Raw genomic sequence first — 22,017 nt, forward strand, 5'->3', positions numbered from 1 at the left:
GCTGCGGTGAAGCGCACGGCCAGGCGACTCGCCGATGGTCGGGAGATCATCTACTTCGACGACACGGCGGACGCGCCACCGCGCACCGCCGCGGACGAGCGGGACCTGCCCGAGGCGCGGCCCGCGTCCGAGGTGCGGCGGGACCCGTTGACCGGTGAGTGGGTCGCCATGGCCGCCCACCGGCAGACCCGCACCTACAAACCGCCGGCCGACCTGTGCCCGCTGTGCCCGTCCGCGCCCGGCAAGCCCACCGAGATACCCGAGTCGAGCTACGACGTGGCCGTGTTCGAGAACCGGTTCCCGTCGTTCGCGCAGGGCGTTCCCGACGTGCCGCCGACCGTGGAAGGGATGCCGATGGTGGCGCGTGCCGCCGGGCGCGGGCGGTGCGAGGTCGTGTGCTTCACGTCCGACCACAACACGTCCTTCGGCGAGCTGCCGCCGTCGCGGGTGCGGACCGTCGTGGACGTGTGGGCCGACCGCACCGCGGCGCTCGCCGAGGTGAGCGGTGTGGAGCAGGTGTTCCCGTTCGAGAACCGGGGCGAGGAAATCGGCGTCACCCTGCACCACCCGCACGGGCAGGTGTACGGCTACCCGTTCGTGACGCCGAAGACGGAGCGGATGCTCGCCATGGCGGCGGAGTACCGCGATGCGCACGGACGTCCCTTGATGGGGGACGTCCTGGCCGCGGAGCGTGCCGCGGGCACGCGGGTCGTGGAGACGTCCGAGCACTGGACGGCCTTCGTCCCCGCCGCCGCGCGGTGGCCCGTGGAGGTGCACGTCGTGCCGCACCGGCAGGTGCCCGACCTGCCCGCGCTGACCGACGCCGAGCGTGACGACTTCGCCTTGGTGTACCTGCGTGTCCTCGGTCGCCTGGATGGCCTCTACCGGCGGCCGTTGCCGTACGTCGCCGCGTGGCACCAGGCGCCGGTGCGCACCGGGCGCGACCTCGCGTGGCTGCACCTGGAGGTGTTCTCCGTGCTGCGCACCGCCGACAAGCTGAAGTACCTGGCGGGTTCCGAGTCGGGCATGGGTGTGTGGATCAACGACGTGACGCCGGAGCAGATCGCGGAGCGCCTGCGCGAGTCTCACAAGTGATCCCCAGGTCTGTTTAAGGCTCCTCTCAGGCGCACACCCCAGAGTGGTGGACATGACCGAGAACGAGTCGCAGCCGCCGCAGCAGCCCTCACCCGAGCCGTGGGCGCGCGGGAGCGCCGGGACCGGTCAGGGGAACGCCGGTTCCCGGCAGCAGGGTGCCGGTGAGCCGGACGACGGCGCGCACGGGGTTGTGCAGGGCAGCCCCGTACCGCCGGAACGCGCGCAGGGCGTTTCGCAGGGAGACGCCGTGCCGCACGAAGGCGTCGCGACGGCTTCGCAGGGGAGCCGGACGACGCCGGCCGCCGATGTGCCGAGCGCCTCGCAGGGTGGCGCCGGGTCATCGGGTTCAGGTGCGCCCGGAGCCGTGCAGGGCGGCTCCGGCGCACCGCCATCGGCTTGGGCGCACCGCGGTCCGGACGTGCCCGGCCAGTCCGGTTGGGGCGGCCACGAGGTGCCGAACCAGGCCGGTCGGGGGGACACCGCGACCGGTTGGAGCGGCGGTTCCGGGCAGCCCGGTTGGGGCGGCCACGAGGTGCCCGGCCATGCCGGGCGCGCGGACGCGCCCTGGAACGGTGCTCCCGCGTGGAGTTCCGAGGTACCCGGTCAGCTCGGCGGGCCGGGACCCCACTACGCACCGCCCGGACCGGCGGTCGTCACACCGCGGGGACGTGGCCGCGGCAAGGTCGTCGCGGGGATCGCCGCGCTCGTGCTCGGCGTGGGTTCCCTCGCCGGCGGGATCGGCGGGTACGTCGGCTACCAGGCGGCCGAGCGGTCCGGGCCGGTGACCAACGCGCTGAACGCCGCGCCGCCCGCCCAGCAGACCGGCAACGCGCCGCAGGGCTCCATCGAGCAGGTCGCGCAGAAGGTGCTGCCGACGGTGGTGCAGGTGCAGGTCAGCGGTGGCGCGGGCTCCGGCTTCGTGCTCAGCTCCGACGGCCTGGTGCTGACCAACAACCACGTCGTGGAAACCGCCGCCAACGGCGGGCCCATGCGGGTCAAGTTCCAGGACGGCCGGACCGCGAGCGCCAAGATCGTCGGCCGCGACCCCACGTCGGACCTGGCCGTGGTGAAGGCGGACGGCGTGAACGGCCTGCCCACCGCCGAACTGGGCAACTCCGGTGACCTCCGGATCGGGCAGCAGGTGGTGGCCGTCGGTTCGCCGTTCGACCTCAACGGCACCGTGACGTCGGGCATCGTCAGCTCGCTGAACCGCCCCGTGCGGGCCGGCGGCGAGGACGGCAGCCAGGCGACCGTGCTGAACGCCATCCAGACCGACGCGGCGATCAACCCGGGCAACTCCGGCGGGCCGCTGGTGAACATGCAGGGTCAGGTCGTCGGGATCAACTCGGCGATCTACAGCCCCAACAGCAGCCGGTCGGGTCAGGCCGGTTCGGTCGGCATCGGGTTCGCCATCCCGGTCGACCAGGCGCGGCGCACCGCGAAGGAGTTGAGCGAGACCGGCAAGGCCAACCAGACGGTGCTCGGCGTCCAGGTGACCGACGGCCAGAACGGCGGCGCGCAGGTGCGCGAGGTCACCGGCGGCGGCGCGGCCGAGCAGGCCGGTGTCAAGGCGGGCGACGTGATCACCAAGTTCGGTGACCGCCCCATCGACAGCTCCGACGCCCTGGTCGCCGCGGTCCGCTCGCGGGCGCCGGGGGAGAAGGTGCAGCTGACCGTGGACGGCGGGCGCACGGTCGAGGTGACCCTCGGCAGTCAGCCCGTGGAAACCCGGTAGCAGGACCCCGGCCCCTCGCGGGCCGGTACCGAGACCACCCGCCGGCGGGCCGCCCCTCACCCGCCGGCGGGTGTCCTTGGTTTCACGTCGGTTGGAATAGCCGCACGTGGTGGGCAACCAGACCGAACGGTCGGGCGACGCGCGTGAAGACCACGTGACGTCGCGGAACCGTCATATCCGCCGATTGGCTACGGTGATCCGCATGGAACGCAGCGCGCAGCGCCTGGGACGCGCCCTTGTCGTGATCGTGGACGACCGGGTGGCGCACGGTGAGCACGACGACAGCACGGGGCCGCTGGTCACCGAGCTGCTGGAGGAAGCGGGATTCATCGTCGACGGCACCGTCGCGGTGGAGGGCGAGGTCGTGGGCATCCGCGCCGCGCTCAACACGGCGGTCATCGGTGGTGTCGACCTGGTGGTCACCGTCGGCGGCACGGGCGTGTCGCCCCGCGACGTCACGCCCGACGCCACGCAAGGCGTGCTGGACCGGCCGATCGCGGGCATCGCCGAGGCGTTGCGTGCTTCGGGGCTGGCCGCGGGTGCGGTGGACGCGGGTATCTCGCGTGGTCTGGTGGGCGTGTCCGGCAGCACCCTCGTGGTGAACCTGGCGGGTTCGCGCTCGGCGGTGCGGGACGGCATGGCGACCCTGTCGTCCCTCGTGCCGTACGTGATCGAACAGCTCTCCGGGCTAGACGAGTCATGACCGAACGGCCCGCGGACGACGCCGCACCCACCCCGGCCGCCGACGCGGCGGCGGAGGAGGCGGCGCGGCGTCGTCGGCTGGCCGAGGTCTTCGGTGACGTGCTCCCGGAGACCCCGGACGAACCGGCCCCCCACCGCCACGACGACCAGTGGTACCTGGAAAACCGCCCGCCCCACCACGAGTGAGGCCGCGCTCCCGATGAGGCCGCGCCGGGGAGGCCGATCCGCCGCCGCGCCGCGGGTGATTCGCCGCCGCGCGACCGGTGCCGCCGCGGGACCCCGCTGCGGGCGATGCCGCGGGCGGTTTTCTGCCGGGCATGAGTGATGCGCTACCACGCCGCGAGTGATGCCCCGCCGCGTGCCGCCGCGCCGCGCGCGAACTCCTGAGGGGCGCGAGTGACCGTCCTGCCGGACGCGAGGGGTGCCCTGCTGAGCGGGAGCAGTGTGGCGACGTATCGCGAGGGTTGCGCGTTGCGCCCTGGCTGTTGAGGCCGGTGGTTCAGGACTTCGGGCCGTTGCCCGGCCGTGGACCGCGGTCCTGGGAGGCGGCGAGCAGGTCGCGGATCTCCTTGAGCAGCTCCACGTCCGTCGGTTCCGACGGGCCGGGTTCCTGGCCGCGCTCGCGTCGTTCCTTGATCTTGTTCATGGGCAGGACGAAGACGAAGTAGACGACCGCCGCGACGATCACGAAGTTGATCGTCGCCGTGATGATCGCGCCGAAGTCGACCACCGTCTTGTCGTTGCTGCCCAACTGGACCGCGAGGCCGTGGATGTTGCTGCCGCCGAAGAGGGCGACGACCGGGTTGATCAGGTTGTTCGTGAAGGCGGTGACGATCGCGCCGAACGCCGCGCCGATGACGACCGCGACCGCGAGGTCGATCACGTTGCCGCGCATCAGGAAGTCCTTGAAACCCTTGATCACAGCCGGTTCCTCCGTTCGGGGGGACATTGGGGGCTTGCGGAGGGTAACGGCTTGACCGACCTCCTGTGACGTGGTGCGTACTCGTGTCTCACCCACGCACGGGTCACATGACCCGTGCGGGTGACGGTCGGGTGGTCAGCGGTTCTTCACGTGCTGGACGGCCCACGTGTTGCCGTCCGGGTCGTCGAAGTAGATGAAGCTCGCGTAGTCCTGGCCCTGCGGGTCCGGGCCGGGTGCCATGCCGCCGTTCTCGAAGTGCTGGATGCCGGAGTGCCGCACCCCGTTGGCGTCGAGGTGCGCGGCGGCGGCCTCGATGTCGGCCACGACCAGGTGGTTGCCCTTCACCGAGCCGGGCGTCCCGGCGCCGACGCCCTTGCCGAAGACGATCGAGCACCCCGAACCGGGTGGGGTCACCTGGACGACCCGGAAGTCGTCGCCGGCGCGGTGGTCGGTGTCGACGGGGAAGCCGAGCTTGTCGGCGTAGAACTCCTTGGCCCGGTCCACATCGGTCACCGGCACGATCACGACCTCTAGCTTCCAGTCCACTGTGCTCTCCTGGCTGGTTGTTGTTGTCGGGGTTGAAGTGTGGCGGCTGGCGGGTCGTGCCGGGGGCACTTCCGTGCGAACAGGACGGTCCTGGGGCGAGGTGCCGTTGCGGGGGTGCCGGGAATGCCGGAAGTGCCGCGGTGTGCGGTGCCGGAGCGCCGTTGTGCGTGGGGGAGAGCGGGGTGTGCGGAGGCTGCGGTGTGCGGAGGAGCGAGGGGGTGTGCGGAGGGCAGGGCGGGGTGGTTGGCGCGTGGGAAGGGTGCGCGGGGGCGGTGTGTGGAGCCGTGCGGAGGAGGGCGTGCGAGGGCGCGGAAGGGCGTGCGCGGGTGAGGGGAGAGGAGGCCGGTGGGGTGCGCGGGGAGACGGTCAGCGGAGGGTTACCGTCACCGGTTGGGACAGCGCGGCCGAGGCGACCCTCGTGGCTGCCTGGTGGGGCAACGTCAGGACCACCACGTCGTCGCGCACCGAGGTCACCGACGCCTGCTCGGCCAGCACCGCCGACTCCTCACCGATCACGTCCACCCGGCTGCCGGTCCGGAGCAGGGTGGTGGCCGGGCCCGGCAGGTGCACGGCTACCGAGGCCATGGAGGGGTCGGGCGTGGCCAAACGGGCGTCGGTCAGGGGTTCTCCCGCCCTCGCCGGTGCGGTGAGGGCGCGGCCGGTGGCTTTGTCCACCGGTACGGCTCCCGCTGGGGATAACTCGGGCGGGACGTGGACCAGTTTCAGGTCCGCGGGTGTCAAAGGGACGTCTGCCGGTAGGTCGCGCGCGGCCACCGCCACGGGGGTTCGCGGAGGGGTCGGCCAGGTCGCCACGGCCAGCGCGAGCAGGGCAAATGCTGCTGCGAGGAGCTTGCGGGTGAGGTTCACGGGGCCGAATTTACGGATCTTCGGCGGGGGTGGGAAGCAGGAAACCCCCGAGTTGTGGACAACTCGGGGGCCTGTGGATAACTCGCCTTGCCCGGAGGGCTAGGAGGCAGCCGCCGCGGGGGCGGAGTCGCCCGAGGACGAGGACGAAGACGACGAAGACGACGCGGAAGTCGTGGACGACGAGCTGGACGAGGAAGTCGTGGAACGGTTGTCGGTGCGGTAGAAGCCGCTGCCCTTGAACACCACGCCGACGGCCCCGTAGAGCTTGCGGAGCTTGCCCTGGCACTCCGGGCACTCGGTCAGCGCCTGGTCGCTGAAGGACTGCACCGCTTCGAACCGGTGGTCGCACACGGTGCAGGCGTACTGGTAAGTCGGCACGGTTCGCCCCTCCACGGGTCCCTGGGTTGGCACTCCGACGTCACGAGTGCCAACAACGATGATGCGCCGGCCGGCATACGTCACGCAAACATCACTGGTCAACGTCACAGCGGCAGGCGGATCAGGCCCCCACCCGGCGTCAGGACGGCGTTCATCCGGACATCGTGCCGTTCCGCCGGCAATTCCGGGACGAACTCCTCATCCCGGACCAAAGCCACCAGCGGCCCCGTGGCGTAGGGCAGGGAGCGGTCGTAGTGGCCGCCGCCCTTGCCCAGCCGCACGCCACCGCGGTCCACCGCCAGCGCCGGCACCAGCACCACCGCCGCCTCCGCGATGGCCGCCACCCCCAGCCGCTCGCCGGCGGGCTCCAGCAGGCCGAACGGACCGGGCCGCAACTCGCCGTCGTGCACCGCCCACTCCAGGGGCGCGTCACCGACCACCACCGGCAGCAGCACGCGGCACCCGGCGGACCGCAGCACGTCCAGCATCTCCGCCGACCCCGGCTCGCCACCGACGGCCAGGTAAGCGCACACCGTCTGACCAGGCACCACGTCGAACGCGGCAACCACCTGCCGCACTTCGGACGACAGCGGAGCGGGCGGGGCGGTACGCCGGGCGGCCCGCAGCCGTGTGCGCAGCGTCGTCTTCTGGTTACGCAGATCGGACGTCATAGCAGGTAACCCTAAGCGCGCCGTTACGCTCGCTTCCCATGAGCGCCTTCCAGACAGCAATCGTGCCCGCTGCGGGGTTGGGCACGCGCTTCCTCCCCACCACCAAAGCGGTGCCCAAGGAGCTGCTGCCGGTCGTCGACACCCCCGGTATCGAACTGGTCGCCACCGAGGCCGCGCAGGCCGGGGCGAAGAAGCTCGTGATCGTCACCTCACCCGGCAAGGACGCGGTGGCCGAATACTTCCGGCCGCAGCCCGAGTTGGAGCGGACCCTGGAGGCGCGTGGCAAGACCGAACTGGTCGAGAAGGTGCGCCGCGCGCCGAGCCTGCTGCACGTCGAGACCGCCATCCAGGAGCAGGCCCTCGGCCTCGGGCACGCCATCGGCTGCGCCGAGGGCAACCTGACCGGCGAGGACGAGGCCGTGGCCGTCCTCCTGCCGGACGACCTCGTGCTGCCGACGGGCGTGCTCACCCGCATGGCGGCCGCCCGCGACAAGTTCGGCGGCAGCGTGCTGTGCGCGTTCGACATCCCCAAGGACCAAATCTCCGCGTACGGCGTCTTCGACGTGCGTGACACCGGTGACGACGACGTCAAGCAGGTTGTCGGCATGGTGGAGAAGCCCAAGCCGGAGGACGCGCCGTCCACGTTCGCTGCGGCCGGCCGCTACCTGCTGGACCGCGCGATCTTCGACGCCATCAAGCGCATCGAGCCCGGCGCGGGCGGCGAACTCCAGATCACCGACGCCATCGCGCTGCTCATCGCCGAGGACCACCCGGTGCACGTCGTCGTCCACCGGGGTGGGCGACACGACCTGGGCAATCCGGGGGGTTTCCTCAAAGCTGCGGTTGACTTCGCACTCGAGCACCCGGACTACGGGCCCGAGCTGGGGGAGTGGTTGCGGGAACGCCTGGGCAACTCCTGAACGAGGTCAACACATGAGGTCAGTGGACGAGCAACTCGCCAAGGTGATCGCCGCCGCCGTGCGGCCGGCACCCGTGCGGGTGGCGATCTCCGAGTCGCAGGGCCTGCTCTGCGCGGAGGAGGTCGTCGCGGAACGCGCTTTGCCCGGGTTCGACCAGGCGGCGGTGGACGGCTACGCGGTGCGCAGCGTGGACGTCCAGGCCGCCAACGACGAACCCGTGCGGCTACCGGTGGTCGGCGAGATCCCGGCGGGGTCGCGCCAGCCCCGGCGGTTGCAGCCCGGCCAGGCGGTCCGGGTGGCGACCGGCGCACCGCTGCCGACGCTGGCCGACGCCGTGGTCCCGCTCGGGCACACCGACGGGCACCAGGCGAACGTCACCGTGCACACCCCCGTGCCGTCCGCCGCGTTCGTGCGGCGGACGGGCGAGGACGTGCAGACCGGTGACGTCGCGGTGCGCCGCGGCGCGACGATCGGCGCCGCGCAGGTGGGCCTGCTCGCGGCGGTCGGGCGCAACAAGGTGCTGGTCCACCCGCGGCCCAGGGTGTCGGTGGTCTCGGTCGGCGAGGAGCTGGTGGACGTGGACCGCACGCCCGGTCCGGGCCAGGTCTACGACGTGAACTCCTACGCCCTGGCCGCCGCCGCGCGGGACGCGGGCGCGGAGGTCAGCCGGGTCGGCATCGTGCCCGCCGACCCGCGTCGGCTGCGCGAGGTGGTCGAGGGCCGCCTGCTGCTGTCCGAGATCGTGGTCATCGCGGGCGGCGTCGGCGGTGCGGCGGGTGACGAGGTGCGGTCCGCGTTGGCCGACCTCGGCGACGTCGACTGCACGCGGGTCGCCATGCACCCCGGTTCGGTGCAGGGCTTCGGCCGGCTCGGGCCGGACGCGGTACCGACGTTCCTGCTGCCCGCCAACCCGATGAGCGCGCTGGTCGTCTTCGAGGTGCTGGTGCGCCCGCTGATCCGGGCGGCGCTGGGCAAGCGCAACCCGTACCGGCGGGCGGTGAGCGCGCGGCTGCTGTCGCCGCTGACGTCCACCAAGGGCCGGCGCGGCTACCTGCGCGGCCAGCTCCTGCGGGACGCCGAGAACGGCGAGTACCTGGTGCAGCCGCTGGGTACCTCCGGTTCGCACCTGCTCGCCTCGCTGGCCGAGGCCAACTGCCTGATCATGGTCGACGAAGACGTGACGGACGTCTCGGTGGGAGCGGAAGTGATGGTCAGCTTCCTCGCCCAGAAGAGCTGAGCGCAGAGGGGACGGATGGGCTCCGGACTGGCGTGGGAAGGCGGCAGGCATCCCGGCTGGCCGGTGCGGCTCGGTCCGCTGCGGGTGGCCGCCGGTGTCGTCGCGCTGCGCCCGCCGAAGCTGTTCGACGCCTCCACCTGGTCCCGCATCCGGTTGCGGGACCAGGAGCACCTGGAGAACTGGGAGCCGACCGCGGTGGACGGCTGGGCGGAGCGCAACGCGGCGATGGCGTGGCCCGCGCAGTGGTCGTCGCTGCGGTCCCTGGCGCGCCGCGGTCAGGCGTTGCCGTTCGTGATCACCGTGGACGGTGACCTGGCCGGCCAGATCACGGTGGGCAACATCGTGCGCGGCTCGTTGCGGTCCGCGTGGGTCGGCTACTGGGTGGCGGCGGACCGCGCGGGTGGCGGCGTGGCGACGGCGGCGCTGGCGCTGGTCGTGGACCACTGCTTCGGCGACGCCGGCCTGCACCGGCTGGAGGCGACCGTGCGGCCGGAGAACGCGGCCAGCCTCCGCGTGCTGACGAAGGCCGGTTTTCGCGAGGAGGGGTTGTTCCTGCGGTACCTGGACGTGGCGGGCGACTGGCGGGACCACCTGTGCTTCGCGATGACGTCCGAAGAGACCTCACCCGAGGGTTTGGTACGCCGTTTGGTCGCCCGGGGGTACGCCCGAACTGCCTGATCACCGGGCCGAGTGGCTGATCTTGATCACCCGAAAGTGGGTGATAGACCACACTTTGGTACGCACGCCGGTCGGCGAGTCTCCGACACAGGTGTGACTGTTGTGACTAGCGTGGCACACGCAGCTAGCGGGCCGCGGGGCAGGGGGAGGTGACGGGGATGCCGAGTTCGCTGATCGTCGTGGGATTGGTGGTGGCCTGGTTGGTCGTCCTCGTCCCCATGGTCGCGCGCAAGCGCGCCGATGCGCGGACCAGCATGGAGGAGGAGTACGACGCCATGCCCGACGCCGAGTTCGACGAGTACGACGACTTCGCCGACGACGACTACGAGGAGATCGCCCACCGGCCGTACCGGCCCGGACGCGGCGGTTACGACCCGGAGACCGCGGCGATCGTCGCCCAGGCGAAGTACGCGTTCCGCCGCCGCGTCGTCGCGGCGCTGCTGCTGCTCGCGCTGGCCAGCGGTGTGGTGGCGGGCTTCTTCGTGCCGCTCGTGTGGTGGGGGCACGCGGCCGTCGACCTCGCGCTCGTGGGCTACCTCGGCTACCTGCGCCGGCAGGTGCGCATCGAGGAGGAGGTCCGCGCCCGTCGGCAGGCCCGGCTCGCCCAGAGCCGTCGCCGCCCGGTCGCGCGCCCGGTCGCCGTGCCGGACCCCGAGGAGTCGGTCGAGGCGGAGGAGGTCGCCGGGCTCGCGCCGCAGCCGCGCTTCGAGCACCACGTCCGGCCGGGCACCGTCGTGGTCGACACCGACGACGAGGACCCGGTGTTCGTGGAGCTGGACGGGCCGGAGGCGCTGCCGTACCGCCGCGCCTCGGGCGAGTAGGAGGGGGGTGGCAAAACCACCCCCGGACTACTGATATGCTTCTCCCCGTACGACGGAACGACAACTGAACACGGGGCTGTAGCGCAGTTGGTAGCGCGACTCGTTCGCATCGAGTAGGTCAGGGGTTCGATTCCCCTCAGCTCCACGTAGCGATGGGCGAGGTGTGTCGACGGAGAGCGTCGACCGCCTCGCTTCGTCGTATTTCCTGGGGGTGCAACCCCCAGACCCCGCCCGGCGGGCTTCGCCCCCGGACCCCCGGCCGGCCGGCTTCGCCGCCGGATTCTCCCGGACTGGCTTCGTTGCCGGAGCTATCGCCCGGCTGGCTTCGCCGTCGGGACTGCCGGCTGGCTTCGCCGCTGAACCCCGCCCGGTTGGCTTTGCCGTCGGGTCTGCCGGCTGGCTTCGCCGCTGAACCCCGCCCGGTTGGCTTCGCCGTCGGGTCCCCGCCTTCGCTCGCTCGTCGTGGGGGCGTTGGCCCCTCGCCTGGTTGGCTTTGCTGCTGGGATCTTGCCTTGGTGGGCTTGCCGCTCGTGGGCGGGTTTTGCGGTTGTACAGCGGGGTGGTTGGAGAATGCCGCGGTGGGGGTGGGGACTTGAGCCGGAGAGCGTTCGCCGCCAGGGTGGGGTCCGCTGATCTGCGGGTGTTGTTGGAGAGCGGGCGGTCGGTTCGCTACGCCGCCGGGGATCACCTGATGCGCCAAGGGGATCCGGGTGACTGCGTGTGGGTGCTGCGGTCCGGGCGGGTCAAGGTCGTGGCTCGTGACGGGTCCGGGCACGACCGGTTGCTGGGCATCCGGGGCAAGGGCGAGCTGCTGGGTGAGATGTCCTGCGTGGATGACGGGCCGCGGTCGGCGTCGGTCGTCGCGCACGGCGCGGTGGAGGCCACCAAGATCACGAAGACGCGGTTCGTCGGCATCATGGACGAACGGCCCGCGGTCGCCCGTGAGGTGGTGCGCCAGGTGTCGCAGCGGTTGCGGGACGCTGAGCGCAAGCAGTCGGAGCTGACGTCGGAGAACGTCGACACCCGCGTGACGCGGGTGCTCGTCGACCTGGTGGCGGAGTTCGTGGACGAGGGCTCCGCGGCACGGGGCGTGTCGGTGCCGCTGGGGCAGGAGGAGCTGGCGCAGCTCGCCGCCGCCTCGCACGTGTCGGCGCAGCGCGCGTTGCGGCGGCTGAGAACGCGGAAACTGGTGGTCACGGGGTACGGGCGGGTGGAGGTGCCGTGCGTCGCGTGCCTCGTCGCACTGTCCGGTCTGAACCACGCGAAAGACGTCACGGGATGTGGTGGCCACGGGGTCTGCCCCCAAAGGTGATCGCAATCGCCGAACCCCTTCCCCGGCAAGAGAGGCAACGTGAGCGCACTCGCACTCGCCCGCACCGTGCTGCGGTTGGACGTCGTCGGTTCCAGCGCCGGCGGCCGCGGCAGGCAGGTGCACCTGGACCGCGCGCTGGAAGCCGTGCTGGACCGGGCGATCGACGCGGTCCGCGACCCCCGCTACCCGATCGCCGGCTCGTTCCGGCGCGCCGACGGGGACAGCGCCACGCTGGTGGTCGAAGCCGGGGTCGCGAAGGCGTGGGTCGTGGCGGACTTCGTGCTGCGGGAGGTGCTGATCGCCGTGGGCGAGGAGAACCGGGTGGCGAACCCGGAGCACCGGCTGCGGCTGCGGGTCGCGATCGACCACGGCGAGATCGTGGTGGAGGGTCAGCACGTGGGCGGTGACCCGGTGGTGGCCACCGCGCGGCTGGTGGACGCGCCGCGGTTGCGCGAGTCGCTGGCCGACGCGCCGGACCAGGACCTGGGGCTGATCGTGTCCGACCGGTTCCACGGCGAGGTGGTGCGGCGTGGTGAGCGGGGGCTGGACCAGGTGGCGTTCCAACCGGTCGACGTCCCGGTCAGCGGGTCCCGGCTGATGGGCTGGCTCTGGGTGCCGCCCGGTGGCACCCGCATCCCCCGCGCCCGCCGGGACCGGTCCGCCGCGAAGTCCGCGGACGGCGTCCGCATCATGCGGGCCGGGTCGCCGGACGTCCTGCTGGACCTGGTGGGCCCGGACGACTAGGAGCCGCCCTCGAAGCCGGAGCGCGGCCCGGACCGCCCCTGCCGGCGCGGGGAGGGCGGGGCCTAGCGGTATCAGGGCGCTTGTCTCTGCCTCTTGTCCGGTATGGGGATGGGCCGATGACCACGACCGTCAGCTTCGTCGCGCACCCCGACGACGACCTGCTGTTCATGAGCCCGGACGTCCTGTCCGACGTCCGGGCGGGTTTCGGGGTGTGGGTGGTGTACCTGAGCGCCGGCGACCTGCCCTGCGGCGAGGGTTTCCGGGCCTGTGGCATGGAATACGCCGACATGCGCATCCACGGCGAGCGCGCGGCCTACGCGCGGGCCGCGAACGTCGCGAACCGGTGGACGTTCGAGGAGCTGTCGCTCGGCGGGCACCGGGTCGCCACGAACACGTTGGACGGCACCGGGGTCCGGCTGGCCTTCATGTTCATCCACGCCGCGGGCGGCAGCGACCAGGTGGGCGACCTGGCGCGGATGGTGCTCGACGGCGGGTTCCAGGCCCGGCCGATCGACGGGCGCGCCCCGTACACGCGGGACTCGTTCCTCGGCGTGCTGCGTGACCTGCTGCGCCGGGCCGGGCCGGACTACGTGCGGACGTTGAGCACCGTCGGGCACCGCGAGGGCGACCGGGACCACGTCGACCACACGGCCGCCGCGATCCTGGCGGCGCTGGCGGACCGCGACGAGCACGGCCGCACGTGGATCCGGCGCGACGAGTACGACGGGTACGTGATCCGGCAGCGGCCGGAGAACTGGTCCGGGTTCTGGCGTGACGAGAAGGCCGCCGCGTGGCGGGAGTACCGCCGGCACGACCCGGAGCTGGGGCCGAACGACTGGGACGAGGTGATGGAGCGCCAGTACCGGCAACGGGTGTTCGAGGCGGGCGACCCGTGGACCCCTCCCGACGACTTCTCGGTCTGAGCGGCCGGCACGCTCGGCGGTGTGCACGAGACATCCGCGGACATGGTGTGGTTGCAGGAGTTGCTGGACGAGTCGTACGCGGCGGCAGGTGCGCACCTGCGGTCCGTCGTGACGCCGGAGCGCCGGTTGGACGCGGCGGGCGTGGTCGCCGAGCTGGGCGCGATGCGCGTGATGGCGCTGGCCACCACGACCGCGCGCGGTGAACCCCGGGTCGGACCGGTGGACGGGCTGTTCCACCGGGGCAGGCTGCACTTCGGCTCGGGCGCGGATTCGGTGCGGTTCCGGCACATCCGGGCGCAGCCCGCGGTGTCCGCGTCGGTCATCGAGGGCGAGCGGTTGCAGGTCACGGTGCACGGCGTCGCGCGCGAGGTGCGACCGGACGACGAGCTGACGGCGTTCCTGGTCGGCGTGTACGGCCGGGAAGCCTGGGACGGCTGGATGAGCGCGCTGCCGTGGGCGCGGATCGAGCCGACGCGGATGATCGCGTTCCGCAGCCGCCGCTAGGATCGGGTCGGTGCGCTTCGTGGCCGACCTCCACATCCACTCGAAGTATTCCCGGGCGTGCAGCCGGGACTGCGACCTGGAGCACCTGACGTGGTGGGCGCGCCGCAAGGGCATCTCGCTGGTCGGCACCGGCGATTTCACCCACCCCGCCTGGTACGAGCACCTGCGTGAGAACCTGACGCCCGCCGAGCCGGGGTTGTACCGGCTGCGTGCCGACGTGGACCGGGAGGTCGACCGCACGCTGCCGCCGTCGCTGGCCGCGTCGACCGTCCGGTTCATGCTGTCGGTGGAGATCTCCACCATCTACAAGCGCGACGGCCACACGCGCAAGGTCCACCACCTGGTCTACCTGCCGGACCTGGACGCGGCGGGCGGGTTCAACCGGCGGCTGGCCAGGATCGGCAACATCGGCTCGGACGGCCGCCCGATCCTCGGCCTGGACTCGCGCGACCTGCTGGAGATCGTGCTGGAGTGCGGCGGCTACCTGGTGCCCGCGCACCTCTGGACGCCGTGGTTCGCCGTGCTGGGCTCGAAATCCGGGTTCGACGCGGTCGAGGACTGCTACGCGGACCTCGCCGACCACGTGTCCGCGGTGGAGACCGGGCTGTCCAGCGACCCGGAGATGAACTGGCGGGTGTCCGGGCTCGACCGGTACCGCCTGGTCAGCAACTCCGACGCGCACTCGCCGCCGATGCTCGGCCGCGAGGCCACGGTGTTCGACACCGCGTTGGACTACCACTCGGTGCGCGGTGCGCTGGAGACCGGCGTCGGGTTCGCCGGGACGCTGGAGTTCTTCCCGGAAGAGGGCAAGTACCACGTCGACGGGCACCGCAAGTGCGGCGTGCGCATGGAACCCGCGGAAACCGCGGCGCACCGGGGCATCTGCCCGGAGTGCGGCAAACCGCTGACGGTCGGCGTGCTGAGCCGGGTGGAGGAGCTGGCGGACCGGCCGGCGGGCCACCGGCCGGACGGCGCGGCCGGTTTCCGCAACCTGGTGCCGCTGCCCGAGATCGTCGGCGAGATCGTGGGCACGGGACCGAAGAGCAAGCGGGTGCTGGGCGAGGTGGACCGGCTGACCGCCGCGCTCGGGCCGGAGCTGGTGATCCTCCAGGACGTGCCGGTCGACGACATCGCGGCACGCTCACCGCTGCTGGGCGAGGCCGTCGACCGGTTGCGGCGCGGGCAGGTCGTGCGGGACGCGGGCTACGACGGCGAGTACGGCGTGATCCGGCTGTTCGAGCCCGGTGAGCTGGAGCGGCGCGCGAAGCCGTCGTTGTTCGAGGTGGCGGTGCCCGCCGCGCCGGTGCGCGTGGCACCGGAACCGGTCGTGCCGGAGCCCGACGTGTCGGAGTCCACTGTGGACGCCACCGTGCTGCTGGACGGGCTCGACCCGGAGCAGAAGGCCGCCGCGGCGGCGGGTGACGGGCCGCTGCTCGTCATCGCGGGACCCGGCACCGGCAAGACGCGCGTGCTCACCCACCGGATCGCCCACCTGGTCGCGGAACGCGGTGTCGCGCCGGAGAACTGCCTCGCCATCACGTTCACCCGCCGCGCGGCGGAGGAGATGGCCGAGCGGCTGGCCGCCCTCGTCCCGGACCACGCCGACCGGCTGACCGTCGCCACGTTCCACTCGCTGGGCGTGCTGGTCCTGCGCGAGCACCACGCAGCCGCCGGTCTGCCCGCGGACTTCACCGTCGCCGACCCCGAGCAGCAGGCGGAGGTCGCGCTCTCCGTCGCCGGTGACGCGGCGGAGGCCCGGCGGCTGGTCCAGGAGAACGACCGGCGGTACAAGGAGGCGTTGCGCGCGAAGGGACTGGTGGACTTCGACGACCTCGTCGCGTTGCCGGTGGCGTTGCTGGAGGGTGATCCGGCGCTGGTCGCCGCCTACCGCGCGCGGTACCGGTGGATCTGCGTGGACGAGTACCAGGACGTGGACGAGCGGCAGTACCGGTTGCTGCGGCTGCTCGCGCCGGCGGACGGGAACCTGACCGCGATCGGCGACCCGGACCAGGCGATCTACCGGTTCCGGGGCGCGGACGTCGGGTTCTTCCTGCGGTTCCGGGAGGACTTCCCGGGCGCGCGGGAGGTGCCGCTGACCCGCAACTACCGCTCCAGCGCGCGGGTCGTCGCGGGTGCGCTCCAGGTCGTCGCGCCGACCTCGCTGGCACCAGGCCGGGAACTGCGCGCGGTGGTCGACCACGGCGACGCGCCGATCGGCGTGCACCACGCGGTGTCGGACCAGGCGGAGGCGGCGTTCGTCGCGCGGACGGTGGAGCGGCTGCTGGGCGGCGCGTCGTTCCACGCGCTCGACAGCGGCCGGGTGGTGGAGGACGGCGCGGCGGGGCTCGGGTTCGCCGACTTCGCCGTGCTGTACCGGACGGACCGGCAGGCGCGGGCGCTGGTGGAGGCGTTCACGCGGTCGGGCCTGCCGTTCCGCAAGCGGTCGCACGACCGGCTCGCCGAGCGGCCCGGCGTCGCGCGGATCGCCCACGAGGTGGGTGCCGCGCCGGGCGCGACGGTGCTGGACCGGGTGCGCGCGGTGGCCGGTGACGACCACACCGCGCACGAGTTGCTCAAGCCGCTCGCGCGGGAGTGCGGCGCGGACGTCGAGCGGTTCCGCGCGGCGCTGGCGCTGGGCGTCGAGGTCGACGCGTGGGACCCGCGCGCGGACCAGGTCTCGTTGCTCACCCTGCACGCGGCGAAGGGCCTGGAGTTCCCGGTGGTGTTCATCGTCGGCTGCGCGGACGGCCTGCTGCCGCTGCGGTGGCCCGGCGAGACCGACGACGAGGGCGTGGCCGAGGAACGCCGCCTGCTGTTCGTCGGGATGACCCGAGCGCAGCGGCGGTTGTTCCTGAGCCACGCGGGCGAGCGGCGGCGGTCGCCGTTCCTGGACGTGCTGACCGGGGTCGAGCGGATCGGGGCCGACCGCCCGCGCCGGCGGGGCCGCGGCACGCAGCTCAGCCTCCTGTAGCACCAGCCGTTTTCCCTGGCGTTAACACGCGTACGTGGTGACTTAACCGTTTGTCGCGTGGTTGTACGAGGCTCTGAGCAGCGAAAATAACTCAAACAAGATCACAAATGGACTGGACCATAACTCAATGTTATGACTTGACTGGCATATCCGCCGTCCGGCTCGGCCGGCTAGCTTGTGATCACAACGGCCCCGCATCCCGTGTCACCACCCCCTGCAAGGAGACAGCGGATGACTCGACGCATCGCCGCCGCCGTCGCCGTAGCGGTCCTGAGCACTGCCGGAGTGGCAGTCGCACTGACCTCCACCGCGAACGCCGGCCCACCCGCGCAAGCGGCTGATCCCGGAGTCCTCGCGGCCATGGCCCGTGATTTCAAGATCACGCCGGACCAGGCCCGCGACCGGCTCGTCCGGGAGGCTGAAGCCTCCCAGGCGGACACCAGGCTGAAGGCCCGGCTCGGCGGTTCCTACGCCGGCGGCTGGCTCAACGGCGACGCCACGCAGCTGACCGTCGCGGTCACCGACCGCGCGCAGATCCAGGCGGTCAAGGACGCCGGCGCGACGCCGGTCGTCGTGCAGCGCAGCCAGATCCAGCTCGACGGCATCAAGAGCAAGCTCGACGCCAACCGGAGCACCCCGGAGGGCGTCCCCGCCTGGTACGTGGACGTGGAGACCAACTCGGTCGTCGTCCTCGCGCGGAATGTCGAGAACGCCAAGGCGTTCGTCAAGTCGAGCGGCGTCAGCGAGGGCGACGTCCGCATCGAGAAGAGCACCGAGAACCCGCGTCCCCTGATCGACGTGATCGGTGGCAACGCCTACTACATGGGCGGCGGCGGTCGCTGCTCGGTCGGCTTCTCGGTCAACGGCGGCTTCGTGACCGCGGGCCACTGCGGTCGGGTGGGCACCTCCACCACGCAGCCGAGCGGTTCGTTCGCCGGGTCCACCTTCCCGGGCCGCGACTACGCGTGGGTCCGCGTCTCCGCGGGCAACACCATGCGTGGCCTGGTGAACCGCTACCCCGGTAGCGTCGCGGTGAAGGGCTCCGCCGAGGCGGCGGTCGGCGCTTCGGTCTGCCGCTCCGGTTCCACGACCGGTTGGCACTGCGGCACCATCCAGCAGAAGAACACCTCGGTGACCTACCCCGAGGGCACCATCTCCGGTGTCACCCGCACCAACGCCTGCGCCGAGCCCGGCGACTCCGGTGGTTCGTGGGTCTCCGGCGACCAGGCCCAGGGCGTCACCTCCGGCGGCTCCGGGAACTGTTCCTCCGGCGGCACGACGTACTTCCAGCCGGTGAACCCGATCCTCCAGGCGTACGGCCTCCAGCTGGTCATCGAAGGCGGCACGACGACGAGCAACACCACGTCGACGACCACCAGCGACAACGGCAACACGACCTGGCAGCCGGGCGTCGCGTACACGGCCGGTAACACGGTCACGTACAACGGCGTCGGGTACCGGTGCTTGCAGGGGCACACGTCCCAGCCCGGTTGGGACCCGCCGACGGCACCCGCTCTGTGGGCGCGCGTGGGCTAGCGGCAAGCTGCACGCGCGGGGGAGGGGCCCGGCGGACGTCGGGCCCCCCTTCCTCTCGCGTATCCCGGGGATGACGGGGCGTTTGCGGAGGCGCCCCGCCCCCACTCACAGGTCGCGCGGGCGATCGGGAGCGGACCCGATCGCCCGCGCGCCGTGTTGTGCGCCGGGTGGCGGGAAACCACCCGTGTTCAGGGGAGAACTCGACCACCTTGCCCGTGCGGCAGTGGTGGGATGGCCACCACCCGTACCCTGAGGGGCGACGAGAAGGGGTGGTGGCGGCCGTGGAACTGGCCAAGTCGTTGCTGGCGTGGCTGCACGGCTGGACCGCCGTCCCGGTGTGCCCCGGCGACTGGGCGTGGACGCTGACCGCGTTGGGCGGGTTCATCGGCCTGCTGCCGACGGTGGCCGCGCTGCTGTCGATCGCCGTCCGCCGGGTGGTCGGCAACTCCTACGGCCCGGTGACCGGTGGGATCTTCGCCGTGCTCGGCGTCACCGCGACCCTGGTGCTGCCGTGGGTGTTGTTCTCCGGCTCGGTCAACGCCTTGCGCACCAACTCCCTCGAGGGCCTGGGCACGTTGAACGACTCGCCGTGCTTCGCGGTCTCCCAGGGCAGGTACCTGCTCGGCGGGCCGTCGATCTGGCCGGCGATCACCGGGCGCTCCGGGATCGTGTTCCAGGTGGCGGCCGGTGCGACGGCGTTGCTCGCCCTGCTGTGCCTGGTGTTCGTGATGATGCAGGCCGGATCGGCGTTCCGGCTCGGCCCGAACTGGCCGAGGCGCGTGTTCTGGCCGCCGTTCCTGGTCCTCCTCGTGGCCACGTCGTCGCTTCCGGTGACGGTGGTGGGCCACCTGCTGCTCGGGTTCTCGCCGGTTGCGCTGATCGGGTCCTTCGTCGTGCGGGTTTTCGGGTTGACTACGGCCATGCTGAACCGCCCCGGCCGGGATCGCGGCACACCGGCCCCCGCCACCCCGTCACCCGCGTCGGCGCAACCGGCGACGCCGGCCGCGTCGGCCGCGTCGGCGCGGAACAACCCGCCGCCCTACCAGGGACCGCCGAAGCCGCCGCCGTACCAGCCGGCGCAGGTGCCGCCCTACCGACCGGTGCCGCCGTACCACCCGAACCCGCCGGCGCGGCAACCCGTCCGGCAGTACCCGCCGACGCGGGTCGAGCCGTCGCCGTCCGAACCGCGGCCGACGCGGGTCGAGCCGGGTCCGGCGCCCACGCGCGTCGACCCGAGTGCTTTGCCGACGCGCGTCGAGCCGGGTCCCGTGCCGACGCGGGCCGAGCAGCCGGCCCAGCTCGCCGACACCCCGGGGCCGCTGCCGTTCGGTCCCGGCGCGAGCACGCCGCCACCGCCGTCACCCACCGCCGACGGCATGGTGTGGAACCCGGCAGGCGGGCGGTTCCGGCGCGTGCGGCAGCTCGGGCGCGGCGGGTTCGGCACGGTGTGGCTGGCCGTGGACACCCAGCTCGACCGCACCGTCGCCGTGAAGCTCGCGCACGCACCGGACAACGACACCGAGCAGCGGATGCTGCGGGAGGCGCGGGCGCTGGCCGCCGTGCGGCACCCGAACTGCGTGCGCGTGTTCGACATCGTGCAGGACCCGGACGGCCTGGCCATCGTCATGGAGTACATCGACGGCCGGCCGCTGTCGGACGTGGTGCTGGACAACGGTCTCCTCCAGGACACCCTCGCGGCCCGGCTGTGGGTGAACATGGCGGACGCCCTCGCCGCCGCGCACGAGCAGGGCGTGCTGCACCGGGACGTGAAGCCCTCCAACGTGATCGTCGACGGCAGCGGTTCGGCGCACCTGATCGACTTCGGCATCGCGCGCTCCAAGGGCGACAGCACGTTGACCGCCACCGGGATGATGGTCGGCACGCCCGACTTCCTCGCACCGGAGACGGCACGCGGTGAGGCGGCCAGTCCCGCGTCCGACGCCTGGCAGTTGGCCGCCACGGTCAGCTACGCGCTCACCGGACACCCGCCGCGGGGCACGCGGGAGAACCCGATCTCGGCCCTGATGGCCGCCGCGCAGGGCGAGCCGTGCGTGAAGCTGCCGCAGCACAGCGCCCACACCCGGCTGCTGACCAGTGCGCTGGACGCCGACCCGGCCCGTCGCCCGTCGCTGTCGTCCGTCCGGGCCGAACTCGGCTCGTGGCTGTCGCAGGCGGGTGTCAGCAAGGAGGGCCCGGTGACCCGGCTGATCGACCGCCCCGAGCCGCCGACGCGTCGCGTGCGTTGAGGTGCGGGCACGATCGGCGGACATGGGTGGACCTGCGGGTGAATCGGGTGCGTGGGGTCGGGTTCGGCGGGGATGATTGCGGTGCGTGCCGTGCGGGGTACGCACTGTAGTCAGAGGAGGTTGATCGTGGACACGACCCCTAGGCCGTACCAGCGGCCGGTGCTGGTGAGGGCGGGCAGGTTCGGCAGCGAGACCCTGGGCTACGACGGGCCTCGGCGGGACTGGCGACGGCGTCGTCCTCGCTTCTGAGGCTCGGAGACCCCCGGTGCCCCCGTTGCCGAACCGGCGGCGGGGGCACCGGTGTGGTGTGGGCACGATCGGCGGATGTGGGCGGACCTGCGGGTGAATCGGGTTCGTGGGGTCGGGTTCGGCGGGGATGATTGCGGAGCGTGCCGCGCGTGGCACGCACCGTAGTCGGAGGAGGTTGATCGTGGACACGACCCCTAGGCCGTACCAGCGGCCGATTCTGGTGAAGGCGGGCGCCTTCGGCAAGGACACCCTGGGCGGACGTGGGCGGGGGCGTGACTGGCGCCGCTCGCGCTTCTGAGACGTCGGGATTCGCGGATCAGTTGGCCCGGTGCCCCCGTCGCCGAACACCCGGCGGCGGGGGCACCGATGTGGTGTGGGCACGATCGGCGGACGTGGCCGGACCTGCGGGTGAATCGGGTCGGTGGGTCTGGCGGGGCGCGACTCCGCGGAGATGATTGCTGTGTGTGTCATTCGAGACACGCCCCGTAGTCAGAGGAGGTTGAGCATGGACACGACCAAGCGGCCGTACCAGCGGCCCGTGCTGGTGAAGGCGGGCGAGTTCGGCAAGGACACCCTGGGCCGCGGCCCGTGGGGGCGCGACTACCGGCGGCGTCGCACCCACTGAGACGCCCGGGACGCCCCCGTCGCCGAACACGGCGGCGGGGGCGCTGTGTTGGGAACCGCCGGTGGAGCGCACTGGTGCGGGCACGATCGGCGGACGTGGCCGGACCTGCGGGTGAATCGGGTCGGCGGGTCTGGCGGAGCGCGACTCCGCGAGGTTCATTGCGGAGTGTGCCTCTTAGGGCACGCATCGTAGTCAGAGGAGGTTGACCATGGACACGACCCCTCGGCCGTACCAGCGGCCGGTGCTGGTGAAGGCGGGCGAGTTCGGCAACGACACCCTGGGACCACGCGGTCCCCGGCCCGACTTCCGCCGTCGTCGTCCCCGCTTCTGAGCCG

23 protein-coding genes and 1 tRNA gene are annotated in these 22,017 nt (G+C 72.3%); 19 read left to right on the top strand and 5 right to left on the bottom strand.

Annotation, left to right across the window (positions count from 1 at the left end):
- The first annotated feature begins 6 nt into the window (after positions 1–6).
- The 4 genes from galT (at position 7) to KZQ38_RS18005 (ending at position 3,718) form a co-directional block, all read left to right on the top strand.
- Positions 7–1,095, top strand: a complete 1,089-nt coding sequence (gene galT, locus KZQ38_RS17990; protein ID WP_219443259.1) for a galactose-1-phosphate uridylyltransferase — start codon at positions 7–9, stop codon at positions 1,093–1,095.
- 52 nt (positions 1,096–1,147) lie between these two features.
- A complete protein-coding gene (locus KZQ38_RS37145) occupies positions 1,148–2,830 on the top strand; it encodes a trypsin-like peptidase domain-containing protein (RefSeq protein ID WP_219443260.1) in 1,683 nt (560 codons plus the stop codon).
- A gap of 202 nt (positions 2,831–3,032) precedes the next feature.
- Positions 3,033–3,533 carry a MogA/MoaB family molybdenum cofactor biosynthesis protein gene (locus tag KZQ38_RS18000; protein WP_219443261.1) on the top strand — a complete coding sequence of 167 codons (501 nt, stop codon included), beginning with the start codon at positions 3,033–3,035 and terminating at the stop codon, positions 3,531–3,533.
- Positions 3,530–3,718, top strand: coding sequence for a hypothetical protein (locus tag KZQ38_RS18005; protein ID WP_219443262.1), 189 nt, complete (start codon positions 3,530–3,532; stop codon positions 3,716–3,718). The genes KZQ38_RS18000 and KZQ38_RS18005 overlap by 4 nt, the downstream gene beginning before the upstream one ends.
- A gap of 313 nt (positions 3,719–4,031) precedes the next feature.
- On the opposite strand, the gene mscL is transcribed toward KZQ38_RS18005, so the two are convergent.
- From mscL to KZQ38_RS18030, 5 genes are all read right to left on the bottom strand, one after another.
- Positions 4,032–4,454, bottom strand: coding sequence for a large-conductance mechanosensitive channel protein MscL (gene mscL / locus KZQ38_RS18010; RefSeq protein ID WP_219443263.1), 423 nt, complete (start codon positions 4,452–4,454; stop codon positions 4,032–4,034).
- 135 nt (positions 4,455–4,589) lie between these two features.
- The gene (locus KZQ38_RS18015) at positions 4,590–5,000 is read right to left on the bottom strand and encodes a glyoxalase superfamily protein (protein ID WP_219443264.1); all 411 of its coding nucleotides are present in this window, start codon (positions 4,998–5,000) and stop codon (positions 4,590–4,592) included.
- A 366-nt stretch (positions 5,001–5,366) separates the two neighbouring features.
- A complete protein-coding gene (locus KZQ38_RS18020; protein ID WP_219443265.1) occupies positions 5,367–5,867 on the bottom strand; it encodes an SAF domain-containing protein in 501 nt (166 codons plus the stop codon).
- A 99-nt stretch (positions 5,868–5,966) separates the two neighbouring features.
- Complete coding sequence (locus tag KZQ38_RS18025) at positions 5,967–6,245, bottom strand: FmdB family zinc ribbon protein (protein ID WP_219443266.1); 279 nt, start codon at positions 6,243–6,245, stop codon at positions 5,967–5,969.
- A gap of 104 nt (positions 6,246–6,349) precedes the next feature.
- Positions 6,350–6,916 (bottom strand): 5-formyltetrahydrofolate cyclo-ligase, encoded by a 567-nt coding sequence (locus KZQ38_RS18030; RefSeq protein ID WP_219443267.1) that lies wholly within the window; start codon positions 6,914–6,916, stop codon positions 6,350–6,352.
- A 38-nt stretch (positions 6,917–6,954) separates the two neighbouring features.
- Between KZQ38_RS18030 and KZQ38_RS18035 the strand changes: the two genes are divergently transcribed.
- From KZQ38_RS18035 to KZQ38_RS18105, 15 genes are all read left to right on the top strand, one after another.
- On the top strand, positions 6,955–7,836 hold the full coding sequence (locus tag KZQ38_RS18035) for a UTP--glucose-1-phosphate uridylyltransferase (protein WP_219443268.1): 882 nt from the start codon (positions 6,955–6,957) through the stop codon (positions 7,834–7,836).
- 13 nt (positions 7,837–7,849) lie between these two features.
- A complete protein-coding gene (glp, locus tag KZQ38_RS18040; RefSeq protein WP_219443269.1) occupies positions 7,850–9,073 on the top strand; it encodes a molybdotransferase-like divisome protein Glp in 1,224 nt (407 codons plus the stop codon).
- 15 nt (positions 9,074–9,088) lie between these two features.
- A complete protein-coding gene (locus KZQ38_RS18045; protein ID WP_219443270.1) occupies positions 9,089–9,751 on the top strand; it encodes a GNAT family N-acetyltransferase in 663 nt (220 codons plus the stop codon).
- A gap of 158 nt (positions 9,752–9,909) precedes the next feature.
- Positions 9,910–10,572 (top strand): divisome protein SepX/GlpR, encoded by a 663-nt coding sequence (gene sepX, locus KZQ38_RS18050; protein WP_219443271.1) that lies wholly within the window; start codon positions 9,910–9,912, stop codon positions 10,570–10,572.
- Positions 10,573–10,644: 72 nt separating this feature from the next.
- Positions 10,645–10,717, top strand: a tRNA-Ala gene (locus tag KZQ38_RS18055).
- 495 nt (positions 10,718–11,212) lie between these two features.
- Positions 11,213–11,884, top strand: a complete 672-nt coding sequence (locus tag KZQ38_RS18060; protein ID WP_308258484.1) for a Crp/Fnr family transcriptional regulator — start codon at positions 11,213–11,215, stop codon at positions 11,882–11,884.
- Positions 11,885–11,923: 39 nt separating this feature from the next.
- Positions 11,924–12,628, top strand: a complete 705-nt coding sequence (locus tag KZQ38_RS18065; RefSeq protein WP_219443273.1) for a hypothetical protein — start codon at positions 11,924–11,926, stop codon at positions 12,626–12,628.
- A gap of 116 nt (positions 12,629–12,744) precedes the next feature.
- Positions 12,745–13,551: a PIG-L family deacetylase gene (locus tag KZQ38_RS18070; protein ID WP_219443274.1), complete on the top strand. Its 807-nt coding sequence runs from the start codon at positions 12,745–12,747 to the stop codon at positions 13,549–13,551.
- 21 nt (positions 13,552–13,572) lie between these two features.
- Complete coding sequence (locus KZQ38_RS18075; protein ID WP_219443275.1) at positions 13,573–14,055, top strand: pyridoxamine 5'-phosphate oxidase family protein; 483 nt, start codon at positions 13,573–13,575, stop codon at positions 14,053–14,055.
- Between the two features lie 10 nt (positions 14,056–14,065).
- A complete protein-coding gene (locus KZQ38_RS18080) occupies positions 14,066–17,026 on the top strand; it encodes a UvrD-helicase domain-containing protein (protein WP_219443276.1) in 2,961 nt (986 codons plus the stop codon).
- A 231-nt stretch (positions 17,027–17,257) separates the two neighbouring features.
- The gene (locus tag KZQ38_RS18085) at positions 17,258–18,562 is read left to right on the top strand and encodes a carbohydrate-binding protein (protein WP_219443277.1); all 1,305 of its coding nucleotides are present in this window, start codon (positions 17,258–17,260) and stop codon (positions 18,560–18,562) included.
- 269 nt (positions 18,563–18,831) lie between these two features.
- Positions 18,832–20,808, top strand: a complete 1,977-nt coding sequence (locus KZQ38_RS18090; RefSeq protein ID WP_219443278.1) for a serine/threonine-protein kinase — start codon at positions 18,832–18,834, stop codon at positions 20,806–20,808.
- 376 nt (positions 20,809–21,184) lie between these two features.
- Entirely contained in the window at positions 21,185–21,355 is a 171-nt protein-coding gene (locus tag KZQ38_RS37505; RefSeq protein WP_372452251.1) for a keywimysin-related RiPP, read from the top strand.
- A 207-nt stretch (positions 21,356–21,562) separates the two neighbouring features.
- Complete coding sequence (locus KZQ38_RS18100) at positions 21,563–21,682, top strand: keywimysin-related RiPP (RefSeq protein WP_219443280.1); 120 nt, start codon at positions 21,563–21,565, stop codon at positions 21,680–21,682.
- Positions 21,683–21,890: 208 nt separating this feature from the next.
- A complete protein-coding gene (locus KZQ38_RS18105; RefSeq protein ID WP_219443281.1) occupies positions 21,891–22,013 on the top strand; it encodes a lasso RiPP family leader peptide-containing protein in 123 nt (40 codons plus the stop codon).
- Positions 22,014–22,017 lie beyond the last annotated feature (4 nt).

Origin of the sequence: Saccharothrix obliqua, from assembly GCF_019375475.1 — a bacterium.
In the GTDB taxonomy this organism is placed as follows: Bacteria; Actinomycetota; Actinomycetes; order Mycobacteriales; family Pseudonocardiaceae; genus Actinosynnema; species Actinosynnema obliqua.